The sequence below is a fragment of the Klebsiella sp. K5-306 genome (assembly GCF_051835185.1).
Classification (GTDB): Bacteria; Pseudomonadota; Gammaproteobacteria; order Enterobacterales; family Enterobacteriaceae; genus Klebsiella; species Klebsiella oxytoca.
Map to the genome: position 1 here is coordinate 17,635 of NZ_JAIFJY010000018.1, position 23,198 is coordinate 40,832.

23 protein-coding genes and 1 pseudogene are annotated in these 23,198 nt (G+C 53.4%); 12 read left to right on the forward strand and 12 right to left on the reverse strand.

The genetic code is table 11. The features are described 5' to 3' along the window. Positions 1–123 precede the first annotated feature (123 nt). Genes yihX through fabY form a run of 4 tightly spaced genes read left to right on the forward strand, consistent with a single transcriptional unit; the run spans position 124 to position 2,997 of the window. Complete coding sequence (yihX, locus tag K2184_RS23130) at positions 124–723, forward strand: glucose-1-phosphatase (RefSeq protein WP_004107358.1); 600 nt, start codon at positions 124–126, stop codon at positions 721–723. Continuing rightward, positions 717–1,577, forward strand: coding sequence for a virulence factor BrkB family protein (locus tag K2184_RS23135; protein ID WP_004107366.1), 861 nt, complete (start codon positions 717–719; stop codon positions 1,575–1,577). Before yihX ends, K2184_RS23135 begins: the two co-directional genes overlap by 7 nt. Continuing rightward, a complete protein-coding gene (gene dtd / locus K2184_RS23140) occupies positions 1,574–2,011 on the forward strand; it encodes a D-aminoacyl-tRNA deacylase (RefSeq protein WP_004107369.1) in 438 nt (145 codons plus the stop codon). The genes K2184_RS23135 and dtd overlap by 4 nt, the downstream gene beginning before the upstream one ends. A 44-nt stretch (positions 2,012–2,055) precedes the next feature. Further along, entirely contained in the window at positions 2,056–2,997 is a 942-nt protein-coding gene (fabY, locus tag K2184_RS23145; protein ID WP_004107372.1) for a fatty acid biosynthesis protein FabY, read from the forward strand. A 17-nt stretch (positions 2,998–3,014) separates the two neighbouring features. Here fabY and K2184_RS23150 read toward each other — a convergent pair whose 3' ends face one another. Next, complete coding sequence (locus K2184_RS23150) at positions 3,015–3,932, reverse strand: alpha/beta hydrolase (RefSeq protein WP_004116784.1); 918 nt, start codon at positions 3,930–3,932, stop codon at positions 3,015–3,017. A gap of 149 nt (positions 3,933–4,081) precedes the next feature. Between K2184_RS23150 and K2184_RS23155 the strand changes: the two are divergent. After that, positions 4,082–4,206 (forward strand): annotated as a pseudogene (locus tag K2184_RS23155) (VapC toxin family PIN domain ribonuclease); the annotation flags it as partial. Between the two features lie 40 nt (positions 4,207–4,246). Here K2184_RS23155 and fdhE read toward each other — a convergent pair. From fdhE to fdnG, 4 genes are all read right to left on the reverse strand, one after another. Further along, a complete protein-coding gene (gene fdhE / locus K2184_RS23160) occupies positions 4,247–5,176 on the reverse strand; it encodes a formate dehydrogenase accessory protein FdhE (protein WP_004116785.1) in 930 nt (309 codons plus the stop codon). A gap of 328 nt (positions 5,177–5,504) precedes the next feature. Beyond that, complete coding sequence (gene fdoI / locus K2184_RS23165; protein WP_004116787.1) at positions 5,505–6,140, reverse strand: formate dehydrogenase cytochrome b556 subunit; 636 nt, start codon at positions 6,138–6,140, stop codon at positions 5,505–5,507. Next, positions 6,137–7,039 (reverse strand): formate dehydrogenase subunit beta, encoded by a 903-nt coding sequence (fdxH, locus tag K2184_RS23170; protein WP_004107383.1) that lies wholly within the window; start codon positions 7,037–7,039, stop codon positions 6,137–6,139. Before fdxH ends, fdoI begins: the two co-directional genes overlap by 4 nt. 12 nt (positions 7,040–7,051) lie before the next feature. Further along, positions 7,052–10,102: a formate dehydrogenase-N subunit alpha gene (fdnG, locus tag K2184_RS23175; protein WP_094298909.1), complete on the reverse strand. Its 3,051-nt coding sequence runs from the start codon at positions 10,100–10,102 to the stop codon at positions 7,052–7,054. 156 nt (positions 10,103–10,258) lie between these two features. Here fdnG and fdhD point away from each other — a divergent pair, with 156 nt between their 5' ends. Continuing rightward, a complete protein-coding gene (fdhD, locus tag K2184_RS23180; RefSeq protein ID WP_163525532.1) occupies positions 10,259–11,095 on the forward strand; it encodes a formate dehydrogenase accessory sulfurtransferase FdhD in 837 nt (278 codons plus the stop codon). A gap of 128 nt (positions 11,096–11,223) precedes the next feature. After that, on the forward strand, positions 11,224–11,436 hold the full coding sequence (locus K2184_RS23185) for a YdgH/BhsA/McbA-like domain containing protein (RefSeq protein ID WP_163525534.1): 213 nt from the start codon (positions 11,224–11,226) through the stop codon (positions 11,434–11,436). A 164-nt stretch (positions 11,437–11,600) separates the two neighbouring features. Here K2184_RS23185 and K2184_RS23190 read toward each other — a convergent pair whose 3' ends face one another. The 7 genes from K2184_RS23190 to K2184_RS23220 form a co-directional block, all read right to left on the reverse strand. Then, the gene (locus K2184_RS23190; protein WP_004107397.1) at positions 11,601–12,299 is read right to left on the reverse strand and encodes an oligogalacturonate-specific porin KdgM family protein; all 699 of its coding nucleotides are present in this window, start codon (positions 12,297–12,299) and stop codon (positions 11,601–11,603) included. Between the two features lie 222 nt (positions 12,300–12,521). Beyond that, positions 12,522–13,364, reverse strand: a complete 843-nt coding sequence (locus K2184_RS23195) for a PTS system mannose/fructose/sorbose family transporter subunit IID (protein ID WP_004107400.1) — start codon at positions 13,362–13,364, stop codon at positions 12,522–12,524. Continuing rightward, the gene (locus K2184_RS23200; protein WP_004116796.1) at positions 13,357–14,157 is read right to left on the reverse strand and encodes a PTS mannose/fructose/sorbose/N-acetylgalactosamine transporter subunit IIC; all 801 of its coding nucleotides are present in this window, start codon (positions 14,155–14,157) and stop codon (positions 13,357–13,359) included. The genes K2184_RS23195 and K2184_RS23200 overlap by 8 nt, the downstream gene beginning before the upstream one ends. A gap of 11 nt (positions 14,158–14,168) precedes the next feature. Then, positions 14,169–14,666 (reverse strand): PTS system mannose/fructose/N-acetylgalactosamine-transporter subunit IIB, encoded by a 498-nt coding sequence (locus K2184_RS23205; RefSeq protein ID WP_004116798.1) that lies wholly within the window; start codon positions 14,664–14,666, stop codon positions 14,169–14,171. A 13-nt stretch (positions 14,667–14,679) separates the two neighbouring features. Next, positions 14,680–15,858, reverse strand: coding sequence for a glycoside hydrolase family 88 protein (locus K2184_RS23210; protein ID WP_032729182.1), 1,179 nt, complete (start codon positions 15,856–15,858; stop codon positions 14,680–14,682). Beyond that, complete coding sequence (locus tag K2184_RS23215) at positions 15,855–16,337, reverse strand: PTS sugar transporter subunit IIA (RefSeq protein ID WP_004107410.1); 483 nt, start codon at positions 16,335–16,337, stop codon at positions 15,855–15,857. The genes K2184_RS23210 and K2184_RS23215 overlap by 4 nt, the downstream gene beginning before the upstream one ends. Before the next feature lie 174 nt (positions 16,338–16,511). Further along, positions 16,512–19,112: a sigma 54-interacting transcriptional regulator gene (locus K2184_RS23220; protein WP_163525536.1), complete on the reverse strand. Its 2,601-nt coding sequence runs from the start codon at positions 19,110–19,112 to the stop codon at positions 16,512–16,514. Positions 19,113–19,244: 132 nt separating this feature from the next. Between K2184_RS23220 and K2184_RS23225 the strand changes: the two genes are divergently transcribed. From K2184_RS23225 to K2184_RS23245, 5 genes are all read left to right on the forward strand, one after another. After that, complete coding sequence (locus K2184_RS23225; protein WP_157776753.1) at positions 19,245–19,475, forward strand: hypothetical protein; 231 nt, start codon at positions 19,245–19,247, stop codon at positions 19,473–19,475. Positions 19,476–19,648: 173 nt separating this feature from the next. Beyond that, positions 19,649–20,629, forward strand: coding sequence for a 6-phosphofructokinase (locus K2184_RS23230; protein ID WP_004116804.1), 981 nt, complete (start codon positions 19,649–19,651; stop codon positions 20,627–20,629). A gap of 11 nt (positions 20,630–20,640) precedes the next feature. Continuing rightward, a complete protein-coding gene (locus K2184_RS23235) occupies positions 20,641–20,955 on the forward strand; it encodes a PTS sugar transporter subunit IIB (protein WP_004107427.1) in 315 nt (104 codons plus the stop codon). Further along, positions 20,948–22,315, forward strand: coding sequence for a PTS sugar transporter subunit IIC (locus K2184_RS23240; RefSeq protein WP_004107430.1), 1,368 nt, complete (start codon positions 20,948–20,950; stop codon positions 22,313–22,315). Before K2184_RS23235 ends, K2184_RS23240 begins: the two co-directional genes overlap by 8 nt. Further along, positions 22,302–23,144 (forward strand): class II fructose-bisphosphate aldolase, encoded by an 843-nt coding sequence (locus K2184_RS23245; RefSeq protein ID WP_004107433.1) that lies wholly within the window; start codon positions 22,302–22,304, stop codon positions 23,142–23,144. The genes K2184_RS23240 and K2184_RS23245 overlap by 14 nt, the downstream gene beginning before the upstream one ends. The last annotated feature ends 54 nt before the right edge of the window (positions 23,145–23,198 follow it).

Consider the following 23,198-nt stretch of genomic DNA (forward strand, 5'->3'; position numbering starts at 1 on the left):
TTTTCGCTATCTGAACCCTGCCTCAATGGCAGGGTTTCTTTTTTGTACAAAGCCCTGCCACCCATAGTCAAACTCCCCCTTTCCCGCTACAGTTAATTTTCCACGGTGCAAAAGGAGAGGGCCATGCTCTATATCTTTGATTTAGGTAATGTGATTGTCGATATTGACTTCAACCGGGTGCTCGGGACGTGGAGCGATTTAACGCGGATCCCTCTTGCGACGCTGAAGCAGCATTTCACTATGGGTGAAGCGTTCCATCAGCACGAGCGCGGCGAAATTAGCGATGAGGATTTTGCGGCGGCGATGTGCCACGAAATGAACATGCCGCTTAGCTACGAGCAGTTCTCCCACGGCTGGCAGGCGGTTTTCGTCGCCCTGCGACCGGAGGTGACGGCAATTATGCAAAAATTACGCGAGCAGGGGCATCGAGTCGTGGTCCTGTCCAATACTAACCGTTTGCATACCACCTTCTGGCCGGATGAATATCCAGAAATACGCGCCGTGGCTGACCATATCTATCTCTCCCAGGAGATGGGGATGCGTAAACCCGAAGCGCGGATCTACCAGAGCGTGCTCGAATCGGAAGGTTTCTCCGCAGAGGATACGGTTTTCTTCGATGATAACGCGGATAATATTGCCGGCGCTGATCAGTTAGGTATCACGTCAATTCTGGTGACCGGAAAGGAGACGATACCGAACTACTTTGCGAAGCAGCTATGCTAAAAACCGTTCATCAAAAAACAGCGCGCCATCTGCGGCCGCTGGTGGCCTGGCTGAAGCTGCTATGGCGGCGTATTGATGAAGATCATATGACGACCCTGGCGGGAAACCTGGCCTATGTGTCGTTACTCTCCCTGGTGCCGCTTATCGCCGTTATATTTGCGCTGTTTGCGGCCTTTCCGATGTTTTCTGATGTCAGTATCCAGATTCGACACTTTATTTTTGCCAATTTTATTCCGACCACCGGCGATGTGATTCAGGGCTATATCGAGCAGTTTGTCGCCAACTCCAGTCGGATGACCGCCGTGGGCGCTTTCGGCCTGATTGTGACATCGCTGCTGCTGATGTATTCCATTGATAGCGCATTGAATACTATCTGGCGCAGCACCCGAACCCGGCCAAAAACCTACTCCTTTGCCGTCTATTGGATGATCCTCACGCTGGGGCCGCTGCTGGCGGGGGCCAGCCTTGCGATCAGCTCCTATCTCCTGTCGTTACGCTGGGCCAGCGATCTGAATAGCGTGATTGACGATGTGCTGCGTATTTTTCCGCTCATTTTATCGTGGGTGGCATTCTGGCTGCTATACAGCATTGTGCCGACGGCCGAGGTCCGTAACCGCGATGCGATAATCGGTTCCCTGGTTGCGGCGCTGCTCTTTGAGGCGGGGAAGAAAGCTTTTGCTTTATATATCACTGCGTTCCCGTCCTATCAGCTGATTTATGGCGTGCTTGCCGTGGTACCCATTTTGTTCGTCTGGGTGTACTGGACGTGGTGTATCGTCTTGCTTGGCGCTGAAATTACTGTCACTCTCGGTGAATACCGCAAACTGAAAAAAGAAGAAACAGAACAATCATGATTGCATTAATTCAACGCGTATCCCGAGCTAGCGTTACCGTGGAGGATGAAGTGACGGGCGAAATCGGTCCCGGGCTTCTGGTGCTGTTAGGCGTCGAGAGAGACGATGATGAGCAAAAGGCGAATCGCCTGTGCGAACGCGTGCTGGGATACCGTATTTTTAGCGATGCTGAAGGCAAAATGAATCTTAATGTGCAGCAGGCTGGCGGCAGCGTGCTGGTGGTTTCACAGTTTACGCTGGCAGCGGATACCGAGCGCGGGATGCGTCCTGGATTTTCTAAAGGCGCGGCACCGGATAAAGCGGAAGCGCTGTACGAGTATTTCGTTGAGCGCTGCCGCCAGCAGAAAATGAATACGCAGACCGGGAGATTTGCTGCCGATATGCAGGTTTCTCTGGTGAATGATGGTCCTGTGACCTTTTGGTTGCAGGTATGAGCCAGCTTCCGGGCAGGCTGCGGGTAACAAAAGAGAGTACAGCTATGTATCACCTTCGCGTACCGCAAACAGAAGAAGAGTTAGAGAGCTACTATCAGTTCCGCTGGGAGATGCTGCGTAAGCCGCTGCATCAGCCGAAAGGGTCCGAGCGCGATGCATGGGATGCGATGGCGCACCATCAAATGGTGGTCGATGAAGAGGGTAATCTGGTTGCCGTTGGGCGACTGTATGTGAACGCGGAAAACGAAGCCTCGATCCGTTTTATGGCCGTACATCCGTCAGTACAGGATAAGGGGCTGGGAACCCTGATGGCGATGACGCTGGAGTCCGTCGCCCGTCAGGAAGGCGTTAAGCGCGTGACCTGTAGCGCCCGTGAAGACGCGGTAGAATTCTTTGCCAAGCTCGGGTTTGTGAACCAGGGTGAAATCACGACGCCGACCACCACGCCGATTCGTCATTTTTTGATGATTAAGCCAATAGCCTCGCTGGACGATATTTTACATCGCGGCGACTGGTGCGCTCAGCTGCAGCAGGCCTGGTATCAGCACATCCCTCTTAGTGAAAAAATGGGCGTGCGCATTCAGCAGTATACCGGGCAAAAGTTTATCACCACTATGCCGGAAGCTGGTAACCAGAATCCCCACCATACGCTGTTTGCCGGCAGCCTGTTTTCGCAGGCAACGTTAACCGGCTGGGGGCTTATCTGGCTGATGCTGCGCGAGCGGCATCTTGGCGGCACAATTATTCTCGCAGATGCTCATATTCGTTACAGTCAGCCCATTAGCGGACGCCCCAGCGCTGTTGCCGATCTCGGCTCATTAAGCGGCGATCTCGATCGCCTGGCGCGTGGGCGCAAAGCGCGCGTTCAGCTGCAGGTTGAGCTATTCGGTGACGATCGGCTCGGCGCGGTTTTTGAGGGTATCTATATCGTGCTTCCTGCGAAGCCGTTCGGCTCTTATGAAGAGGGTGGCAACGAAGAGGAGTAGCCTCCCTTTACGCTTATCTACTGGCCCGGCGATTTTACCCGCCAGGCAATATCTCTCATCGCGCTGGCTGCCGCTGGGCTGATACCGCCCAGCTGGAAGAAGCCGTGAATCACTCCGAGATAGCGCTGACAGGTGCACTCTACGCCCTGTTCAAGCAGGCGCTGGTAAAGCGCTTCGCCTTCATCACGCAAAGGATCGTATTCTGCCGTCAGAATATGCACCGGCGGTAAGCCGTTAAAGTCTTTACGCCATAGCGGGCTGGCTTCCGGGTGGTGGAGTGTCGTCGACGAAAGGTACATTTCATAGCCGCTGAGCAGAGTGTCTTCGGTGATAATGTAATCTTTACCGTTATCGATATAGCTCTTCATACTGGCGGTGGCATCCAGCATCGGGTAAATCAAAACAAGCTGCGCGGGTTGCCATGCCCGGGTGGTTTTCAGCCGCAGAGCGGTGACCAAGGCCAGATGACCCCCGGCGCTGTCGCCCGCAAGCGTAATACGCGAAACGTCGATGCCTAACTGCGGCGCGTGGCGGTGAATAATCAGTGCGCCTTTTTCCGCATCGTCATGGGCAGCGGGAAAAGCGTGCTCCGGCGCCAGCCGGTATTGCACGGCGATAACCCGGCAGCCGCTGTGGTAAGCCAACTGACGGAGTTGATGGTCATGCGTGGCGAAACTACCGCTGATAAAGCAGCCGCCGTGAAAATAGATGACCGCAGGGAGAGCGCCTGAGGCGTTGAGGGGGGAGACAATGCGAAATGTCATGCCTTCGAGCTCGATATCTTCTACCTGAACGCGCTTTTCTTGCTCCCCAGCCAGTACCGTGCTGGCGATATAGCCGCGTCTCCGGTCATCAATACTCTGATCGCGCGATGAGGGTCGACCCGCCTCGATAAACTCCCGCACCTGTATTGCAATACCCTTTTCAAGCGCCATTTTTATTCCCTTAACCTGTTTGGATATACAGGTTTATAGCCTGATTGTGAGCAAAAGAAAACCGGGGATTTTCGTTGGGAAGTGATTCTGGAAAGCGGCTCGCAAAAGTGAAACCCATTGCTGGACGAAGCAGCAATCGCAGGGAGTAGTATGGGATAAAGCTGCCGGATGCCATCGTACTGGCAACAGCGCAAATAGATCGTTATGAACTGGTCACGCGCAAAGCAAAAGTTTTGCCGGCATACCGGGAGTGATTACGCCTTATCATTTGTAAGTCGGGCAGCAGAAGAGGCTGCCCGACATGCTGCCCGCCGTTACTCCCCCTCTCCCGGGAACAGGAACGGGTTGATGGAGCTGCGGGCAAAGCCCTCTTGTTCCATCCGTGCGTCCAGCACCAGTGAGGCGAGGTCGTCGGCCACGGCTTCTACTTTGGGATCCTTTTCCTGATAAAGAATCTTCAGGTAGGTACCACAGTCGCCGCAGCTTTCGGCTTTAATGGCCGCCTGCTCGTTGTCTAAAGACCAGTAGTGCAGATCGCGCGTCTGTTCGCAGTTGCTGCATTTCACGCGCACCACGTGCCACTCGGTTTCACACAGGTTGCAGTGCAAATAGCGCAGGCCCTGAGTGGTGCCAATTTGCACTATGCTGGAGACCGGCATCGAGCCGCAAACCGGGCAGAATTGACGCTGCTCACCGTATTCGGCGCGAGCTTTACCGGGTATCAGGCTGGCCATCTGCGCCCAATAGAGCGATAGCGCGGCCCAAATAAACGGTGCTTTATCGCTGCTAACGGAGGCAAAATCGGAGACAAATAGCGCGCTTGCCATCAGTTCCAGCTCTTGCTCTGACGCTTTTTCCAGATTCTCGATAACCGCCAGCGCCGGGCCGCTCATCTCTGGCTTCAGTTCGGCAATCAGCGAATGCAGTAGCTTGTGCCAGTGCTTGTCGCGCGGTAAAACGTGAATATCGAGCGGCGGTTTGCCCTGATCGTTCGCTTCTTTAATGCGTGCGGTGAGATCCATCTGCAGGGGATGATCGTACAGCACCACTTCCTGCGCGTGGGCGATAAGCGCAGCAAAGCGCAGATAATCCCCCAGCGGATTATTTTCAGCCAGTTCGCGCAGGCGCTCGGCACGACGGTTATATAAATTTTTGAGTCGAGGAAACAACAACGGTGGAATCATATCCGTCGCGCGTTTCTCGCTCTTTTCCAGCTCATCTTGCGGGATGATACGAATGCTCATTCAGTCACTTCCTGGTTTCAGCAGATTCGGCGATGGTCGCGTCCGCTCTGTGATTTGGCGGGCATCATGCGCCCGCTCTGGTGATGTCATTAATGATAACCGTAATCGGCATACGGGATATACCCATGACATCGCAATGTGTGCGCTACGATACCTGATATCGATACCCCAGACTATGCGCCGTTAGGATTAGCCATCCTGCCCCATGAGTTTACAGTGCCAATCCCGCCTGCGGTGCATGATGGCTGGAGGCGGCAAAAGCGAACGGTATCCGCAAAAAAATGGCGTCGATATACGACGCCATTTATAAGACCAGCAAAGCGCACGCTTACGACTGGCGCTTATCCTGCTTTTCGCGGACTTCACGATACCAGCGCGGATGATGCTTCTTCGCCCAGGTCTTCGTGACCCAGCCTTCCACCATCGCGGTTATCGTGCCCTTCACCCACAGCGCGGCGTAAATATGCACCATGATCACCACAATCAGCGCCACCGCAGAGAAGGAGTGCAGCATCAGCGCGAAGCGGATAACCGGGATGGAGAACGCCGGCGCAAAGTACGGACGCCAGATAATCACCCCGCTGACCAGCAGCAGCACCAGCAAGATAATCGCCGCCCAGAACACGCATTTCTGGCCGAAGTTATAGCGTCCGGTATCGCCCACTTCCTCGTTGACGACAATCTTGCGAATATTCTTCGCCCAGAAAATATCGTCCCGGTTGATCAGGTTGTGGTGCCAGTAGCGGAAGAACATGATGATGAACGAGGCAAACATGATCACGCCCACAAACGGGTGCAGAATGCGCGCCAGCTGCGGTGTGCCCATGATTTGCATCAGCCAGTTGAAGGACGGGAAGAAAAAGCCCAGCCCGCTCACCGCCGCCAGCACGAAACAGAAGGCGGTGACCCAATGGTTGATTCGCTCCGGCGCGGTGTAGCGCACGATGGTGTCACGTCTTTTCATTTGCGCACCTCGTCTTTCTCTTCATCCAGATTGTCCTCTTCCTCTTCCGCGCGGTTCGGACCGACGCCGACGTAGTGGAAGATGCTGGCGGCGAAGGTGGCCGCAAATCCGACCGCGGCCAGCGGTTTCCAGATCCCTTTCCAGAACTTCACGGTAGCGCTGATTTCCGGATTTTCCGGCAGGCCGTGATAGAGATTCGGCTTGTCGGCGTGGTGCAGCACGTACATCACGTGCGTGCCGCCAACGCCTGCCGGATCGTACAGACCTGCGTTGTCATAACCGCGGGTTTTCAGCTCGGCGACGCGCTCGCCTGCCAGCGTTTTCATATCCTCTTTGGAGCCAAAGTGGATAGCACCGGTCGGGCAGGTTTTCACGCAGGCCGGTTCCTGGCCAACGTTAACGCGGTCCACGCACAGCGTACATTTATAGACGCGGTTGTCTTCCGGATTCAGACGCGGCACGTTGAACGGGCAGCCAGCAATGCAGTAGCCGCAGCCGATGCACTGCTCAGACTGGAAGTCGACGATGCCGTTGGCATACTGAATGATTGCCCCTTCCGCCGGGCAGGCCTTCAGGCAGCCCGGATCGGCGCAGTGCATACAGCCATCCTTACGGATGAGCCACTCCAGTTTGTCGTTCTGCTCCACTTCCGAGAAGCGCATCACGGTCCAGGATTTGGCGGTCAGATCGGCGGGGTTATCGTACACCCCGACGTTATGACCCACTTCATCACGAATGTCGTTCCACTCGGAGCAGGCCACCTGACAGGCTTTACAGCCGATACAGGTCGTGACGTCGATAAGCTTCGCCACCTCTTCCTGATGGTCCCGCGCGTGCGGCGCGGGGGTGAAGCCGTTAGTCGCGGAACGACGGATAATGTCTTGCGATTGATAAGCCATAATTCGTCTCCGTTACGCCTTTTCCACGTTCACGAGGAAAGCCTTGAACTCCGGCGTCTGCGTGTTCGCATCCCCGACAAACGGCGTCAGGGTATTGGCGATAAACCCTTTCTTCGCCACGCCTTCGTAGCCCCAGTGAATCGGAATACCGATAGTATCGATATCCTTGCCGTCCGCTTTCAGCGTGCGAATACGCTTGGTCACCACCGCCTTGGCTTTAATATAGCCGCGGTTAGAGGAGACCTTCACGGTATCGCCATGGGCGATGCCGAGCTTGTTCGCTAGCTTCTCGCCGATCTCCACAAACTGCTCCGGCTGCGCGATGGCGTTGAGAAGCGCGTGCTTGGTCCAGTAGTGGAAGTGCTCGGTCAGACGGTAAGTGGTACCGACGTAAGGGAATTTTTCCGCTTTGCCCATCTGCTCAAGGTCGCCTTTAAAGACGCGAGCGGCCGGGTTAGAGACGACATTCGGGTGCAGCGGGTTAGTGCCCAGCGGCGTTTCAAACGGCTCGTAGTGTTCCGGGAACGGCCCCTCCGCCATCTTATCGATAGCGAACAGACGTCCCATCCCTTCCGGCTGCATGATAAACGGCCCGACATCGCTGTCCGGCGCCGCGGCGCTGTAGTCTGGAATATCCACGCCGCCCCACTTCGCGCCGTCCCATTTCAGGAGCTGACGCTTCGGATCCCACGGTTTACCCTGCGGGTCAGCGGAGGCGCGGTTATACAGGATACGGCGGTTAAGCGGCCACGCCCATGCCCAGCCGAGGGTATTGCCAAGGCCAGATGGATCGGCGTTATCGCGACGGGCCATCTGGTTGCCGTCAGGCGTCCAGCTGCCGGCGAAGATCCAGCAGCCGCTGGAGGTCGTGCCGTCGTCACGCAGCTGCGCAAACGAACTGAGCTGCTGGCCTTTCTTGACGATCACAGCACCGGTTGCCGGGTCGGTGATGTCAGCCAGCGCCTTGCCGTTGCTCTCCATCGCCACTTCTTCCGATGCCGGTTCATGCGGCGTGGCGTAGTTCCACGTCATGTTCAGCACCGGTTCCGGCGCCGGTCCGCCCTGTTCGGCGTACATCTTGCGCAGGCGTAAGAAGATACCGGCGAGGATTTCACCGTCGGTGGCCGCAATCCCCGGGGCGTCAGCGCCTTTCCAGTGCCACTGCAGCCAGCGGCCGGAGTTAACGATGGAACCGTTCTCTTCGGCGAAGCAGGTGGACGGCAGGCGGAACACTTCGGTCTGGATTTTCGCCGGATCGACGTCGTTCGACTCCCCGTGGTTTTGCCAGAAAGTGGAGGTTTCGGTGTTGAGCGGATCGATGGTCACCAGGAACTTCAGTTTCGACAGCGACGCAACAACCTTGTTTTTGTTCGGGAACGAGGCTACCGGGTTAAAGCCCTGGCAGATATAGCCATTCACTTTACCCTGATTCATCATCTCGAAGTATTGCAGGACGTCGTAGCCCTTGTCCCACTTCGGCAGCCAGTCAAAGCCCCAGCTGTTTTCCGCCGTTGCTTTATCGCCAAAGAAGGCCTTCATCATCGAGACGAAGAATTTCGGGTAGTTACCCCAGTAGTTCACCTGATCCTTCAACAGCGGTTTCGGCGTATTGGCGGCGAGGTAGGTTTGCAGGTCAGTCTGTTTCTCGCTCGGCAGCGTCATATAGCCAGGCAGGCTCTGCGACAGCAATCCTAAGTCGGTGAGACCCTGAATATTGGAGTGGCCGCGCAGGGCGTTTACGCCGCCGCCCGCCATGCCCATATTACCGAGCAGCAGCTGGATCATCGCCATGGTGCGAATGTTCTGCGCGCCGATGGAGTGCTGCGTCCAGCCCAGTGCGTACAGGAAAGACGCGGTTTTATCAGGAGCGCTGGTTTCCGCAATGTACTCGCAGACTTTCAGGAAGTCCGCTTTTGGCGTCCCGCAGATATTTTCGACAACTTCTGGCGTATAGCGGGAAACGTGCTGCTTCAGCAAATTCCAGACGCAGCGCGGATGCTGCAGCGTGGTATCGCGTTTAGCAAAGCCGTTTTCATCCAGCTCATAGTTCCAGGACGTTTTGTCGTACTTGCGGGCTTCGGCGTCATAGCCGCTGAATAAACCGTCTTCAAAGCTATAATCTTCACGCACGATCAGGCTGGCGTTGGTATAGGCTTCGGTATATTCACGGTTAATCTTTTCATTGTTCAACAGGTACAGGATGACGCCTGACAGGAAGGTAATGTCAGTACCGGAACGAATTGGGGTATAGAAATCAGCCACCGACGCGGTACGCGTAAAGCGCGGATCGATCACAATCAGCTTCGCGCCATTGTGGATCTTGGCTTCCATCGCCCAGCGGAACCCAACCGGGTGAGCTTCAGCGGCGTTGCCGCCCATCACCACGATAAGATTGGCGTTCTTTATGTCGACCCAGTGGTTGGTCATCGCACCGCGACCAAATGTTGGAGCAAGACTTGCTACCGTTGGTCCGTGTCAGACGCGCGCCTGGTTGTCGACCGCGAGCATACCGAGCGCGCGGGTAAATTTCTGGGTTAAATAACCGGTTTCGTTACTGGAGGCGGAGGCGCACAGCATACCGGTGGTCAGCCAGCGGTTGACGGTGGTGCCTTCGCTATTCTGCGCGACAAAGTTGGCGTCGCGGTCTTCTTTCATCAGCTTAGCGATACGGTCGAATGCTTCATCCCAGCTGATTTGCTGCCATTTATCAGAGCCTGGCGCGCGATATTCTGGAAATTTCAGGCGACTTTCGGAGTGGATAAAGTCTACCAGACCGGCCCCTTTAGGGCAGAGCGCACCACGGTTGACCGGATGGTCCGGATCACCTTCGATATGGAAGATAGACGCTTTGGCATTTTTTGCGCCGTCGCCGAGGCTGTACATTAACAGCCCACAGCCAACGGAACAGTAAGTGCAGGTGTTACGGGTTTCGCGGGTGCGCAGCAGCTTGTACTGCCGTGTTTCCGCTAGCGCTAAACCGGGCGCAAAGCCCAGCGCCGCTGCCGTGGTTCCTGCCATACCGCCAGCGCAGATCTTAAAGAACTGCCTTCTGCTGACCTGCATGGTTCGCTCCTTGTTTCGACATTGTCACGTATAGTTATTTGCTTTGCGGTAAGGGCCGCAAAGGTTCAGAATTGGGGGTAATTTCCCTCGTTCCCGGAGGGATATAAACAGAATACCACATTGTGTGTATGCCTGTTCCAATACGGTTAAGACAAAGTGAACAAGAAGCCTCTTGAACAAATCGAAAATGTGACCGATATCACAGGTTATCGCCAGGTATCGCTCTGGAAGCGCCCAAATTTGCAACATCCTCAGCCAGACGAGTTAGCTGAAGAGGTACCCGTTGCGCTGGTTTATAACGGCATCTCGCACGTGGTGATGATGGCGACGCCGAAAGACCTGGCGCAGTTCGCCGTCGGCTTTTCCTTATCCGAAGGGATTATAGAGAACCGGCGCGAGATTTATGGCATCGACGTCGTTCAGGCCTGTAACGGCCTGGAAGTGCAAATTGAGCTCTCCAGCCGCCGATTTATGGGATTGAAAGAGCGCCGTCGCGCGCTAGCCGGCCGCACCGGCTGTGGCGTATGCGGCGTGGAACAACTCAACGATATCGGTAAGCCCGTGCAGCCTCTGCCTTTTACCCAGACGTTCGATCTGGCGAACCTCGATCGCGCGCTGGCGCATCTGCGGGATTTTCAGCCGATAGGCTGCCTTACCGGCTGCACGCACGCGGCGGCTTGGGTAACGCTTTCCGGCGAGCTCGCGGGCGGCCACGAAGACGTTGGCCGCCACGTGGCGCTGGACAAACTCCTCGGACACCGCGCGGAAGATGATGGCGCCTGGCAAAACGGTGCGGCGCTCGTCTCCAGCCGCGCCAGCTATGAAATGGTGCAGAAGGCGGCGATGTGCGGGGTGGAAATTCTTTTTGCGGTCTCTGCCGCGACCACGCTGGCGGTTGAAGTTGCTGAGCGCTGTAACCTGACGCTGGTGGGCTTCTGCAAGCTGGGTAGGGCAACCGTGTACACGCATCCGCAGCGGTTAATTGCAGGTTAAAATTAAGTCAATTTTTTTGAATGATAACAGCAAATCCTTCCGCTTTTTGTTTGACGATGTGAGGGCTACTATTTATCACATCAAGGCACGTCGCCTTATTAAAACAACTAACGTAAAGGGTTTATCTCATGAAAAGCATCAAAACTTTTGTCGCTGTTATCGCTCTGGCCGCTTCTTTTGGTTCTTTTGCTGCGGCAACGGTCACCGCTACCGCAGCAACGATGGACGGTGCGGAAGCGAAAATCGCCGCTCAGGCCCAGGCCGCAGGCGCGTCGTCTTACAAAATTACCGAAGCGTTTACCGGTAACCGCGTGCACATGACCGCTGAACTGAATAAATAAGCTTAAAGCTACTGTCGAAAGAGCGCCCAGGGGGCGCTTTTTTTGTCTTTTTGTGGCCTGCGGATGTGCATCAGCTATGGAGATTGTGCTTATCATTGGCCGGGCGGTGCGTCAGGCGCCGCCCGGCAGAAATGCGGGCACAATAGCTGTTGCCCTTGCATCCTTTAATCGAAGTAATAGCGAATGCCGAGGCGGAATCGTACCTGATCGTCGTGATTCTGATCCTGATCGAGCCAGGCCACTTCTGCATAGGGAAGCCAGTGTTTATCGACGCGGTAGCGCGCCACAATGCTTGGCTCCCAGTGGGTTTTCTGCCCGTTAGAGGCATTGAAGTCGTTAGCGTTGACGAAGAACTCAGGGTTGAGCTGGAGCCACAGTTTTTCGGTCGCCTGGTAATTAAGGAACAGGTCGAGCTGATGGCTGTCGTTATAATCCATATAGCCATTATAATCGCGATCTTTATGGGTCATATGGTTATAGCGATAGCGGCTGCTGAAACTCAATGTTTTACTGATTTTATAGTCGAGACTGATATAAGGAGCCAGTTTTGTTCCTTTATTATCAATATCGGTTAATCCGCCAGGGGTCAGCGTCCATTTTTCATTAAGCGGTAGCGGATACCAGCCTTCAAACTCCTGAAATGAGCTTTTCATTTGATTAAAGTCTTGCCCGAGGTCGTACATTGCGGAAGCCAGAACGCCTGCGCCATTATCAAATATATGACCCAGGCCAATTTTATACTGGTTTTTCTCAGAGGCCGTCGTGTGAGCGTAGCGATTATCAACCCAGGTTGCTGCGGCAATTGCATTTAGCGTAAAGCAGGACAGCGGTATGGCGATACAAAGCGTGCGTGATTTTTTCATTTTTATTCCTGTAGGATTTAATAAGTGCCATAATTTCTGGAGAGAAATAAAAGACACTTATTAAATAGCAATTGCTGTGCCAGAATATAAAGTTCTTAAAATACATGAAGTTGTTTTTATGTGTTGAGCCTTAATTCGACACTGACTGATTTTTTATTTGCGTCGATACTCATCACGAGTAATAAGACGGCTCCCTTTTATTAAAGGGAGCCAGGGGATGCGTTAAATTATGCCAATACCCGCAGCGGCAAAACCGAAGACAATCAGCATAATTAATACTTTATTGGGGCTAACTTTTTTATTCAGAAGCTTCAGGCAGCCCAGAACTAAAAGCAGAGGAATCAATCCGACGCAAATTTTGTCGAGGATCTCTTGCAGTACAAAGGGTTGGCCGGCGATGGTGGTTTTAAAGGTGGTGGTAAACTTCACCATGCTGGCGCTCATCGCTCCCACCATCATCAAACCCATAATTGATGAGGCTTTCGTTATACAGCTCAGCAACCCTGACTGCGTCGCTTCGGCGATATATTTAGAGCCTAAACGGTAGCCCATGACGCCGCCGTAATAGCGCAGCAGATAGCTGGGAATATTGTAAATCAGCAGGAACAGCAGCGGTCCCAACGGATTCCCTTGCGATGCCAGACCGATGGCAATCCCGGTGGCGATAATACGCAGTACGCCATAAAAGAAGGAATCCCCGACGCCAGCGAAGGGTCCCATCAGCGCCACTTTGATGCCGTTAATACTGGAAGTATCAAAGTTCGGATTGGCTGCGTTCTCTTTCTCCATCGACAGCGTCAGGCCCATAATAAAAGGAGCCAGATGCTGGTTGGTATTAAAAAACTGGCTGTTACGTTTTAACGACTCAATATAGCCGTGTGGATTGCCGGTATAGATTTTTTTCAGCAGCGGCGCAAGGATCCAGCCGTAGCTCAGCCCCTCCATGCGGGTAAAGTTCATGGAGCCCAGCAGCTGGAACTGGCGGAAGAACAGCTGACGGAACATCTTTTTTTCGCCTTTGCTGTCATTTTGTGCGCTGAGCGCGCTGTGTTGGATATCAGTCATTGAAAAACCCATCCTTATCATCAACTGACGCTGGGGCAGCGGTTGCCGCCTGTTTATTGGCTTTAAGCTGATTAAATTCGTTAAAGCACAGATAGACCGCTACCGAGGCCGCGATAATGGCAATGCCCATAATCGGTAGCTGCAGATAGGCCGCCATCGCAAAACCGATAAAGAAGAAGGCGGCGATATTCTTGTTCCATAATGCTTTGAGCAAAATTGCGAAGCCCAGCGCCGGGAGAATGCCGCCAACGGCAGTCATTCCACGCATCACCGTATCCGGGATACTTTCGACCAGACTGCGAATGACGTCGGTGCCAAACAGAATGCCGAAGAACGCCAGTACCGCAAACGGCACGCCGTAAAACAGGGTCATGCCGAAAGTGATACCCAGCGCCGCACGGTCGCGGCCTTCTTCCAGTAAGGCGTCATATTTTTCAACCAGTCCGGTATAAACCAGCTTTAGTACCTGATAGACGAAAACCGCCAGCAGGCTGATGGGCAGCGCCAGCGCGACGGCCACCGCTGGTTCCGCGTGAGTAAGAATGGTAAAGGCCGTCGCCAGGACTGAACCCACAGCCAGATCTGCGGGAACGGAGCCGCCGATAGTGATAGTGCCCAGAAAAATGAGTTCCAGCGTGGCGCCGATAATAATGCCCTGTTGAAAATCCCCCAGCACCAGTCCTACCATCGCGCCGCAGATCAGCGGCCTTTCGATGAGCGGTTGTCCCAGGGTGTGATCCGCGAACTTGGCGATATACATCACCAGCGCGACAAGGAGTGCAGACGTTAACATAGCGACCTCGCTTAGCTGGCGGCGTTGCCCAGCATCTCAATCAGGTTTTTTACCGGATGAGAAGGCAGGACCTGATATTCAACGGCAATGCCGCGGTTGGCGATGGCGTGGAAATCCGCCACATCTTCCGGCGTCACGTAGACGGTATCGCTGATGCGCTTTTTCGCCGCCAGATTGTCGGTGATGCGCCCAAAGTTAGCGACATTTAACGTTTTTATTCCCGGAACCTGTTCGACGAGTCGACGGGCGTCGGCGGCGTTGTTGACGATCACCATAATTTTCATTGCGTCCGAACGCGGGTCGTTAAGCACATCCCCTGCATCCTTTACCGCCATGATGGCGCATTTTGCGGTATCAGGAGCCGCCATGCGCAGCGACATTTTTTGCACTTCGTTATTCACGATCTGGTCATTGGCGACCAGAATGCGGTTCACGCCCAGATGCTTGGTCCAGACCACGGCAACCTGTCCGTGGATTAGACGATCGTCAATACGTACTAAAGAAATCATGGTGTAGCTCCAGTTAGCAAAAGTAGGGTGTCCAGACGCGGGAAAGGCGAACCAGGGCTTCGAAATAGAAGTAATCGCCCCAGAGGTTTGGTTCGTTAATGCCCATATTGCGGCCAAAGTTATAAACGCCTTCGCGCAGCAGGCCGTCCTGCGTGTGGGCAAGGTAGCGCTCGTGTAAACTGCGCATCATCAGTTCGATAGCATTGCTGTAGGCCGGGCGCAGCGGGTCGGTGAGCGGTAACAGCTTCAGTAGTTCCGCCAGACCGCAGGCGGCTATCGCCGCTGCGGAAGTGTCCCGATACTGGTTATCCCTGGCGGTGAAAATCAGATCCCAGTAGCAGACAAAATCTTCCGGCAGGCGGTTAAGAAAATAGTGCGCCAGGCGGCGAGAGAGCTCGGGCTGCCAGGCATCGCCGGTGTGGGTGTATCCCAGCGCAAAACCATAAATTCCCCACGCCTGGCCGCGCGACCAGCAAGAGCTATCGCTGAATCCCTGGTGGGTATCCCCGCGTAGCGGCTTACCATTATGAATATCCATATAGAACGTATGAAAAGTAGAAGCATCATCACGTACCAGATAGCGTGCGGCCTGTGCCAGATGACGGCAGGCGGCTTCGCGCCATTGTTGATTTCCGGTTTCGTTGGCGGCCCAAAACAGCAGCGGAACATTAAGATTGCAGTCGATGATCATTCGCCCCTGGCGTGCCGGGTCGTTTAAATCTCCCCAGGCCTGAATGACGCCCGCCGTGGCGTTAAAGCGGCGATAGAGCAGCTCGGCCGCGCGCAGGGCGAGTTCGCGAGCGCGCAGGTTGCCGGTGAGCTTCCAGGCGTTAACGCAGGAGAGGAGATAGAGAAAGCCCAGATCGTGGGTATCCACTTTAATCTGCTTATCGAGACGTTCTTCAAAGCTATCGAGCAGGCTTTCCGCCACCGCCCGATATTTATCATCGCCGGTGACCTCCCAGGCGAGCCACAGCATGCCGGTCCAGAATCCCTCGGTCCAGTCGACTTTCTCCACGCTTTCATAACGGCCCCGTGTCGCACTGGCGGAGGGAAAGGTCGCCGTAAAGCGCGGCAGTATAGCATCGAGGCGGATCAGAACGTCGCCGATGGCGCCGTCAAGCCAGGCGCGGTCCAGCCCTGGCTGCGGTGAGAAGTAGCGAGTATCAAGCGCTTCGAGTGCGATAGTCATAGCTTTCCCTCCCCGGCAAAAAAATCGTCAATATCATCCTGGGAGTGAGGCTGTTTCGTCTGGCGCGCAGTGATGATTTCCGGCAGCTGGTTCATGTACTGCATTGCTCCGCTGGCGGCGGCAAATGCGTCCTGGAGGCGCTGGGCGGTATCAGCGTGCTCCGACATACAAAACTCCATCAGCATAATCAGGTTAGCGCCGCTGATCACGTGAGCGTGGGGATATTTAACCATCATCTGTACAGCGGTATTGTTGACACTGCCGCCCGGCATATCGGTAAACAGCACCAGCTCATTGCCGCGACCGGCAGCCTGTTGGGCTATAACATCAAAACGGGCTGCTAACTCTGCGGTTGAGCCAATTTCGCCGCAGTAGGCGCAAACGGGCGTGACGCCATGGTCGTCGCCAATCAGCAGATTTAATGCCGACACTATCCCTTCTGCGTAGCGGCCGTGAGTTGCGATGTACATCTCTCGCATTGCGTATTCCTTAATCTTTACAGGTGTCTGAGAAAGAATTAGCAATCAGCGTGCCATGTTTTTATTTATATGATTTTAAAGGATAAAAATATTTTTTTGGACGCTCTTTGCAGTGTTGAATAGGCAGCTTATGCAGTGTCGACAGATTTGCCAGCCGAAGCTGGCGGCGGGGGATTAATGGCCGGGATCAAAGGCAATCCACGGTTCCATAATTTCATAAATCATCAGCACTTCGGTAAGCGGCAGGGTGATATTGTATTTGCGGTTCAGAGCCTGAAAAAAGGTGTCATGGACGGCGACAAACGCCTGCTGTTCCAGCGTTAACTCCGCCTCTTCGCGATGGCGGACCCCATTGTTGACCATGACCCGTTCGATCATCAGCGCGATGTGCATGAACAGGTTGATGCGCAGATAGCTTTCAAAATGGATTTTGTAGAAGGATTCATACTGCTTAATGACCGCTTCGACTTCATCAATAATCACTACCGGATTGAGGAAGTTAAGGCGGCTGGCGACGCCTTCGACGGTAAACAGTTTAACCACTTCATCAATCATGGGCTCCAGACCGCCTTCCATCAACAGCCCGTTGAAGTAGTCGCGTTTTAACACCAGCGTCTTTTCTTTAATCAGCTGTTCCACGCTAAGCAGAGGAATATAGCCTGCTTCCAGATCGGTCGTGGTGATGATTAGCCGCGTACCGTTTAGCGCCGGGTCAGCATGGGCGATTTTCCATTTCAGATCGTCATACTCCATCGTAATAATGTCGATCTCCTCCTGGGCCAGGAAGCGCTGGACAATATCTTTTAGCTTGCGGGAGATCCCTTCGCCGGAGATACAGGAGATAATAATTTTATTGCCCGGTAACACGCCCGCGTAGTAGCGCGTTTCCACCTCGTACGCACCTTTAGCACTTTCAATAATCGCCTCCATCGACAGCTTATCCTGAATTTTACCCGCAATATCCAGCGCCATGGCCGTGCTGACGTTATTGATAACCAGGAGTTCGCCATGCAGATGGAGCTTTATCTCTTCATAGATCTCTTTCAGCGACCCCATGTCCACCAGGATAATCAGCCCGGCTCCTTGCCTGAGGCGCGAAACGTGAGCAATCAGCAGGTCGATGATCTCTCGGGTAGAGGTCGCGTTCGCCATGTCGAAGGCTTTAAAGTAATAGCCGCCGGTCAGCTGGTTGGCGATCCCGGCAATGCTCGACGCGGTGGCGCGGCCGTGGGAAACGATAATGCCCTGAATCGGATCGTCTTCACCGGCGAGGGTGTGAAATGCGCAGCTTAGCAGCGGGAGCAGCAGGGGCAGCGGCTGCCGGGTGACATGTTTGCTAAGTAAAGCCAGGCACTCCTCGGCCAGCAGGCGCGCCTTTCCGGAAACATAATCGGAAATCGTTTGCAGTTCGCCTGGGTCGACCGCCTCTTCCGGAGCATGGAGCGCATAGCTTAGACAGAGCCAGACCGCCTTGCGGATCTCCAGGCTACAGGAGACGCCGGTCAAGTTCTCCAGCTCCTTCAGAGCATGAACGGTGTTCTGCCAGATATAGCCGCTGTACAGCGACTCGGCGGCAACTGCGCCGCCGAACGTCGTCAGCCGCTGTTCCATTTTGCGATTCAGCAACAGCACGTTACCGCTATGGCAAAAGTCGCGAAAAATAACGTCGTCGCGCATTGCTTTTGGCAGTAGATGGCTAATATTCAGCGCATCATCATGTGGGTTAGCGTTAATGCTAATTATCTCACCGCCGGATATGGGGCCGCGTAGCGTGATGGCGTCGGCCTCGCGACTATCGCTCCAGGCGCTGGCGCACATTACTTTGATCTGGTTTTTTAACTCGCCGATATTGCCGCGTACCGGGGAGGTTACCAGCTGATGCATCAGTTGGTTATCGAGATGGATACTGCGCCGCAGGCTGAGCGCTTCCTGATGCAAAAAATGGCTAACCTGAGCGACGCGTTCGGTAAGCGGGCGTGAAATATAGTTGGGTAGCGTGACGCGCACCGGGATACGCCGGCGAAAGGTATTGAGCAGTACGGTGTCGATATTTTCCGTGGTGGCGAAGATGAACCGCAGCGATGCAGGGTGGCGCGTGCGATTATCGCCAAGACGGTAGAAATACCCCTTGTCCATAAACAGAAACAGCTTTTCCTGATTCTCTGCCGAGAGGCGATGCACTTCATCAAGAAACAGAAATCCGCCATCGGCATCATCAAAGGCGCCGCGTTTCTCGCGGTCAGCTCCGGTGAAGGCGCCGCGGGTATAGCCGAAAAGTGTCGCCGAAAGCAGCTCCGGGTTGTTAGCGTAATCCGCGCAGTTAAGCTCGACGAAGGGTTTGTCCGCCGCGATAGCCCCGCGCTCAATAGCATATTGATAGATCAGCGTCGCCAGATGGCTTTTACCGACGCCGCTTTCTCCGGACAAGAGGATAGGTAAGCCGTCCGGATAGTCCACCGCAGAGCGGCACAGCGCGACGGCTTCCGCCAGGCTCCCGTGGGCACCAATCAGCGGCAGAAAGGCGTCATGTTTTTTCGACACTATGCGAGACGCCTGAGTAGTTTCCCCGCCTTTTTGCTGTACATAGAAGCGTACCGGACGGGTGTTTTCTTTGCGCAGATGACCGTCATCGCACAGTCTATTGAGATAATGACTAATGACGCTGCGATTAACCTGCATAAAATCCGCACAGTCCTGAGCCGTGAATCCTGCGGCTTTCTGCGCGTAATGGGTGACTATTTTCTGGAATAATTTTTCTTTTGCCGACAGCGCCATCTCTCAATGCCCCGCGTAGAGTAGAAAATAGCGTCGATTTTATTTAGACACTAGACACTACTGTTTTTATTAGACACTGAGTACTTTCTACGGCATTAGATAAAAATGAAACTGTGTTTTGATTGAAGTGTGATGAAGATCGCCACAGATTTTACAGGGGATAACATCTGGTCTCTCCATCGCGAGCGTGACAGCCTGAACCGCGAGATTAAGAGCTGTGAACCCTCCCGACGCAAAAAAATGCGCTATTTATCACATTTCCGCCTTTTCATTACCGCCGGGTTTATTGGTCGAAACCGTCAAGCTGGCCGCAGAACGGCTCATTCAGGCAACTTAATGATCTTAAAGAAAATAAAAAAATAATTGTTAAGGCGATCGCCTTTTATAAAGGAGAGATTGATCACAAAAAACATGATAATAAACCCGGTGTCAATATTAGGTGTGACTAAATTTATCGACATATTGTGATCTCTATTGCAAATAACAGCCTTGAAGTCGGGGAAAAATGTTGGCAGGAAAAACGGCGGGGGCAGACAATGAAAATTGGCATTGTTATTAGCGGTGGCGATGTTTCTGGAATTAATAACTTTATATTTCAGATTGCCAGACTGGCGAGCGCCGATATCACCGTTTTTAACGGGGGCATACCCGGGTTATTGGATAAAAATCATCACGAAGTTGCGTGGCGCGATCTGGTTGATTTCTCCATAACGTCTATTCCGATCATCACATCCGGTCGGACCAGCCGCAAGCTGTTGCGCAGTGAATATGAAACCATAGCTAAAAAAATTAAATCATTGCGTATCGATGTGCTGATTATGGCCGGCGGCGACGGCAGCCTGCAGTTTCTCAATACGCTGAGTGAATTTGATATTAACTGCTTTGGCGTCGGGATGACTATCGATAATGATGTATACGGCAGCGATTATACGATTGGTTTTTCTACGGCCTGCGAGCAGATTATTAAAGAAGTTTCCCGCTTAAGAAATACCGGAAGAGCATTACCGGGTCGGGTATTTATGGTTGAAATATTAGGAGGCTATTGTGGAGAGTTAACGTTGCAATCCGCTATTAAATCTAATGCTGATATTGCCCTGATTCCGGAATCACAGATGCCGTTAGAAGCGCTGGCCGAGCGGGTGAAGCACAAGCTAAAACAGCAAAATAGCGTGGTGATCCTCTGCTCTGAAGGCTACACCAGAGAGTATTCTCCCGGTTTTCAGGGGGCCATTGATACCATGATTAAGCAGCTCGAACCGCAAATTGGCGTACGCATCCGCAAAACCATCGTGGGCTACGGTTTACGCAGCGGCGACCCGACCTGCGAAGAAATCTATCAGGGGACGATTATGGCCTGCGAAGTGGTTCGCTGCATTCAGTCCGGCATGAAAAATAAAGCCATTATAATTAATTCCAGTAACAAACCTATTCCGATTGATTTAGTCAGTATGAAAAAACGTCTGGTCGATACCGAAGGACACCATTATAAACTTGCCAAACAACTCAATATTATTTGAGGAGACCCTACATGCTGAAAATTCTTTGCGTATGTGGCTGCGGCCTCGGTTCTAGCTTTGCCATCGAAATGACGGCGAAGGCGGTTTTAAAGAAACTGGAAATTCCGGCGCAAATTGAACATACCACAATTTCCGAAGCCGGGGCGTTTAAATCAGACATGATTCTGACGCAAAAAACCTTTGCCGATATATTAACCGCAGATGCCAGTGAGGAGGAAATTAAACGTGTGGTGGTACTGCATAAACTGACGGACAAAGATGAGGTTGAAGCCAAAATCGTCGCATTCTTAAAAGAGCGTAACCTGAAGGTGGCAGATTATGAATAGCTTTGTAGAGTTTATCGTCAAAGATTTGCTCGGCCAGGCTTCGATATTAATTGCATTTATTGCGATGCTGGGCCTGATTTTACAAAAAAAATCAGCGGGCAAAACGGCGGAGGGAACCTTTAAAACGCTGCTCGGTTTCTTAATAATGATGGCCGGAATCAACATTATTGTCGCCACGCTAACGTTCCTTAACGATATCTTCACCCAGGGATTCGGCATGAAAGGCTACATTACTGATGTTGCCGCCATCGCCGGGTTAGCCAATCGTGAATTAGGTTCCGAAGTGGCGCTGACCCTGATGGTCATTTTTGCCGTTAACATTATTATCGCCCGCCTGACGCCGCTCAAATATATCTTCCTGACCGGCCAGGCTCTGCTGTGGATGGCGACCATCGGCGCGGTAATAGGCTATAAAGCCGGGCTGACCGGACTGTCGCTGATTTTAACCGGCGGTATTTTCGGCGGCGTAATGGCGGTATTGATGCCCGCTCTTGCGCAGCCGGTGGTCAGACGTATTACCGGTTCCGATGATGTGGCGCTGGGGCACTTCTGCACCATCGGCTATCTGGTGCAGGCGGCGGTGGCTAAAGTGGTCGGGAAAGGTTCCCGCTCAACCGAAGATCTTGAGCTACCTGATAACTTTAAGTTCCTCCAGGATACCTACCTTGCGATGGCGGTGGTAATGGTGCCGATGTACCTCATTCCCGCGCTTGCCGCAGGCCCGGAATATATCGCTCAGTTCTCCGGTGGTATTAACTACCTGATGTACGCCTTTATGCAGTCTATTCAGTTTGTGGCGGGGGTATTCGTTCTCTATAGCGGCGTGCGCTTATTGCTTAACGAGCTGGTGCCGGCATTCCGCGGCATCGCCATGCGCATTGTCCCGGACGCAAAACCCGCGCTGGATTGCCCGGTACTGTTCCCCTATGCGCCCAATGCGGTGATTGTCGGCTTCCTGGCAACGACCGTCGGTTCCATTATCGGCATGCTGGTATTCCCGATGTTTGGTCTGGCGATGATCCTGCCCGGCCTGTTAACCAACTTCTTTGCCGGCGGTACGGCAGGCGTGTTTGGCAACGCGCTGGGCGGCCGGCGCGGAGCGATGATTGGCGGCGTCATTCACGGCCTGTTTATTACCTTTCTGCCCGCCATTTTAGTGCCGATGCTGGAAAGCTACGGCTTTACCGGCGTCACTTTCAGCGATTCTGACGTCATTAGTTCCGGTCTGGTATTGGGCCACGCCTTCCAGAATAACTGGCTATTTGTTGCTCTGTTCATTGTTTTTGTTGCCGCACTGGCATGGTTCGTAAACGGTAAATCAGCTAAGCCAAAAGGGGAAAATATTCATGAGTCTGTATAACTTCAACGCGATTCTGAAAATTGCGCAGGAAAGAGATTTTAAAGCCATTGGCTCGTTTAATTTGCACTGTATTGAAATGCTGCCCGCCTTTTTTAAAGCGGCGCAGATAAGCGATAGCCCATTGATGATTCAAATCTCTACCGGGACGGCGGAATATCTCGGCTATCGTTTACTGGTGGATGCCGTGCGCTCGCTCGCGGAAAGTGAAAACGTGCCGACCTGTCTGCATCTGGATCACTGCTCTGATATCAGCGCCATTGAAACGGCAATGGATGCCGGATTTTCATCAGTGATGTATGACGGCTCCCATCTGGGGCTGGAGGAGAATATCGGCAATACGCGTATCGTGGTGGAGATGGCGCGCCCGCGGAATATCACGGTAGAAGGCGAGCTGGGGGCGATAGGCGGCTCGGAAGATGGCAAAGCCGTTGCCGCAGAAGATATTTGTTTCACCACGGTGGAAGACGCCAAACGCTTTGTGAAGGAGACGCAGGTGGATATGCTGGCGGTCTCCGTAGGCACGGTACATGGCCTCTATACCGGCAAAGCGCAGATCCAGCATCAGCGGCTGAAAGAGATTAGCGCCGCCACAGGCGTACCGTTAGTGCTCCACGGCGGTACCGGCGTCAGCGATGATGATATGCGCCTGGCCGTAACGGAAGGCATCAACAAAGTGAACGTCGGTACTGAAATGAACGTTCAGTGGGTCGATCAATGTAAAACCACTTTTGAAAAAGGCAAAGTTAACGACAGCGTGCGCAAATTCTTAATTCCGGCGAATAATGCGGTCACCCAGGTATTAATGGAAAAAATCGCGCTGTTTAAATAATACTTTATTTTTAATCGTATTCCGTTGCCCTGCTGTCCGTCAGGGAGGAGCTCG

Excerpts from the sequence above, each read along its gene's own strand:
- yihX (WP_004107358.1), top strand. The coding sequence starts at position 124 with ATGCTCTATATCTTTGATTTAGGTAATGTGATTGTCGATATTGACTTC.
- K2184_RS23135 (WP_004107366.1), top strand. The coding sequence starts at position 717 with ATGCTAAAAACCGTTCATCAAAAAACAGCGCGCCATCTGCGGCCGCTG.
- dtd (WP_004107369.1), top strand. The coding sequence starts at position 1,574 with ATGATTGCATTAATTCAACGCGTATCCCGAGCTAGCGTTACCGTGGAG.
- fabY (WP_004107372.1), top strand. The coding sequence starts at position 2,056 with ATGTATCACCTTCGCGTACCGCAAACAGAAGAAGAGTTAGAGAGCTAC.
- K2184_RS23150 (WP_004116784.1), bottom strand. The coding sequence starts at position 3,932 with ATGGCGCTTGAAAAGGGTATTGCAATACAGGTGCGGGAGTTTATCGAG.
- fdhE (WP_004116785.1), bottom strand. The coding sequence starts at position 5,176 with ATGAGCATTCGTATCATCCCGCAAGATGAGCTGGAAAAGAGCGAGAAA.
- fdoI (WP_004116787.1), bottom strand. The coding sequence starts at position 6,140 with ATGAAAAGACGTGACACCATCGTGCGCTACACCGCGCCGGAGCGAATC.
- fdxH (WP_004107383.1), bottom strand. The coding sequence starts at position 7,039 with ATGGCTTATCAATCGCAAGACATTATCCGTCGTTCCGCGACTAACGGC.
- K2184_RS23185 (WP_163525534.1), top strand. The coding sequence starts at position 11,224 with ATGAAAAGCATCAAAACTTTTGTCGCTGTTATCGCTCTGGCCGCTTCT.
- K2184_RS23190 (WP_004107397.1), bottom strand. The coding sequence starts at position 12,299 with ATGAAAAAATCACGCACGCTTTGTATCGCCATACCGCTGTCCTGCTTT.
- K2184_RS23195 (WP_004107400.1), bottom strand. The coding sequence starts at position 13,364 with ATGACTGATATCCAACACAGCGCGCTCAGCGCACAAAATGACAGCAAA.
- K2184_RS23200 (WP_004116796.1), bottom strand. The coding sequence starts at position 14,157 with ATGTTAACGTCTGCACTCCTTGTCGCGCTGGTGATGTATATCGCCAAG.
- K2184_RS23205 (WP_004116798.1), bottom strand. The coding sequence starts at position 14,666 with ATGATTTCTTTAGTACGTATTGACGATCGTCTAATCCACGGACAGGTT.
- K2184_RS23210 (WP_032729182.1), bottom strand. The coding sequence starts at position 15,858 with ATGACTATCGCACTCGAAGCGCTTGATACTCGCTACTTCTCACCGCAG.
- K2184_RS23215 (WP_004107410.1), bottom strand. The coding sequence starts at position 16,337 with ATGCGAGAGATGTACATCGCAACTCACGGCCGCTACGCAGAAGGGATA.
- K2184_RS23220 (WP_163525536.1), bottom strand. The coding sequence starts at position 19,112 with ATGGCGCTGTCGGCAAAAGAAAAATTATTCCAGAAAATAGTCACCCAT.
- K2184_RS23225 (WP_157776753.1), top strand. The coding sequence starts at position 19,245 with ATGAAGATCGCCACAGATTTTACAGGGGATAACATCTGGTCTCTCCAT.
- K2184_RS23230 (WP_004116804.1), top strand. The coding sequence starts at position 19,649 with ATGAAAATTGGCATTGTTATTAGCGGTGGCGATGTTTCTGGAATTAAT.
- K2184_RS23235 (WP_004107427.1), top strand. The coding sequence starts at position 20,641 with ATGCTGAAAATTCTTTGCGTATGTGGCTGCGGCCTCGGTTCTAGCTTT.
- K2184_RS23240 (WP_004107430.1), top strand. The coding sequence starts at position 20,948 with ATGAATAGCTTTGTAGAGTTTATCGTCAAAGATTTGCTCGGCCAGGCT.
- K2184_RS23245 (WP_004107433.1), top strand. The coding sequence starts at position 22,302 with ATGAGTCTGTATAACTTCAACGCGATTCTGAAAATTGCGCAGGAAAGA.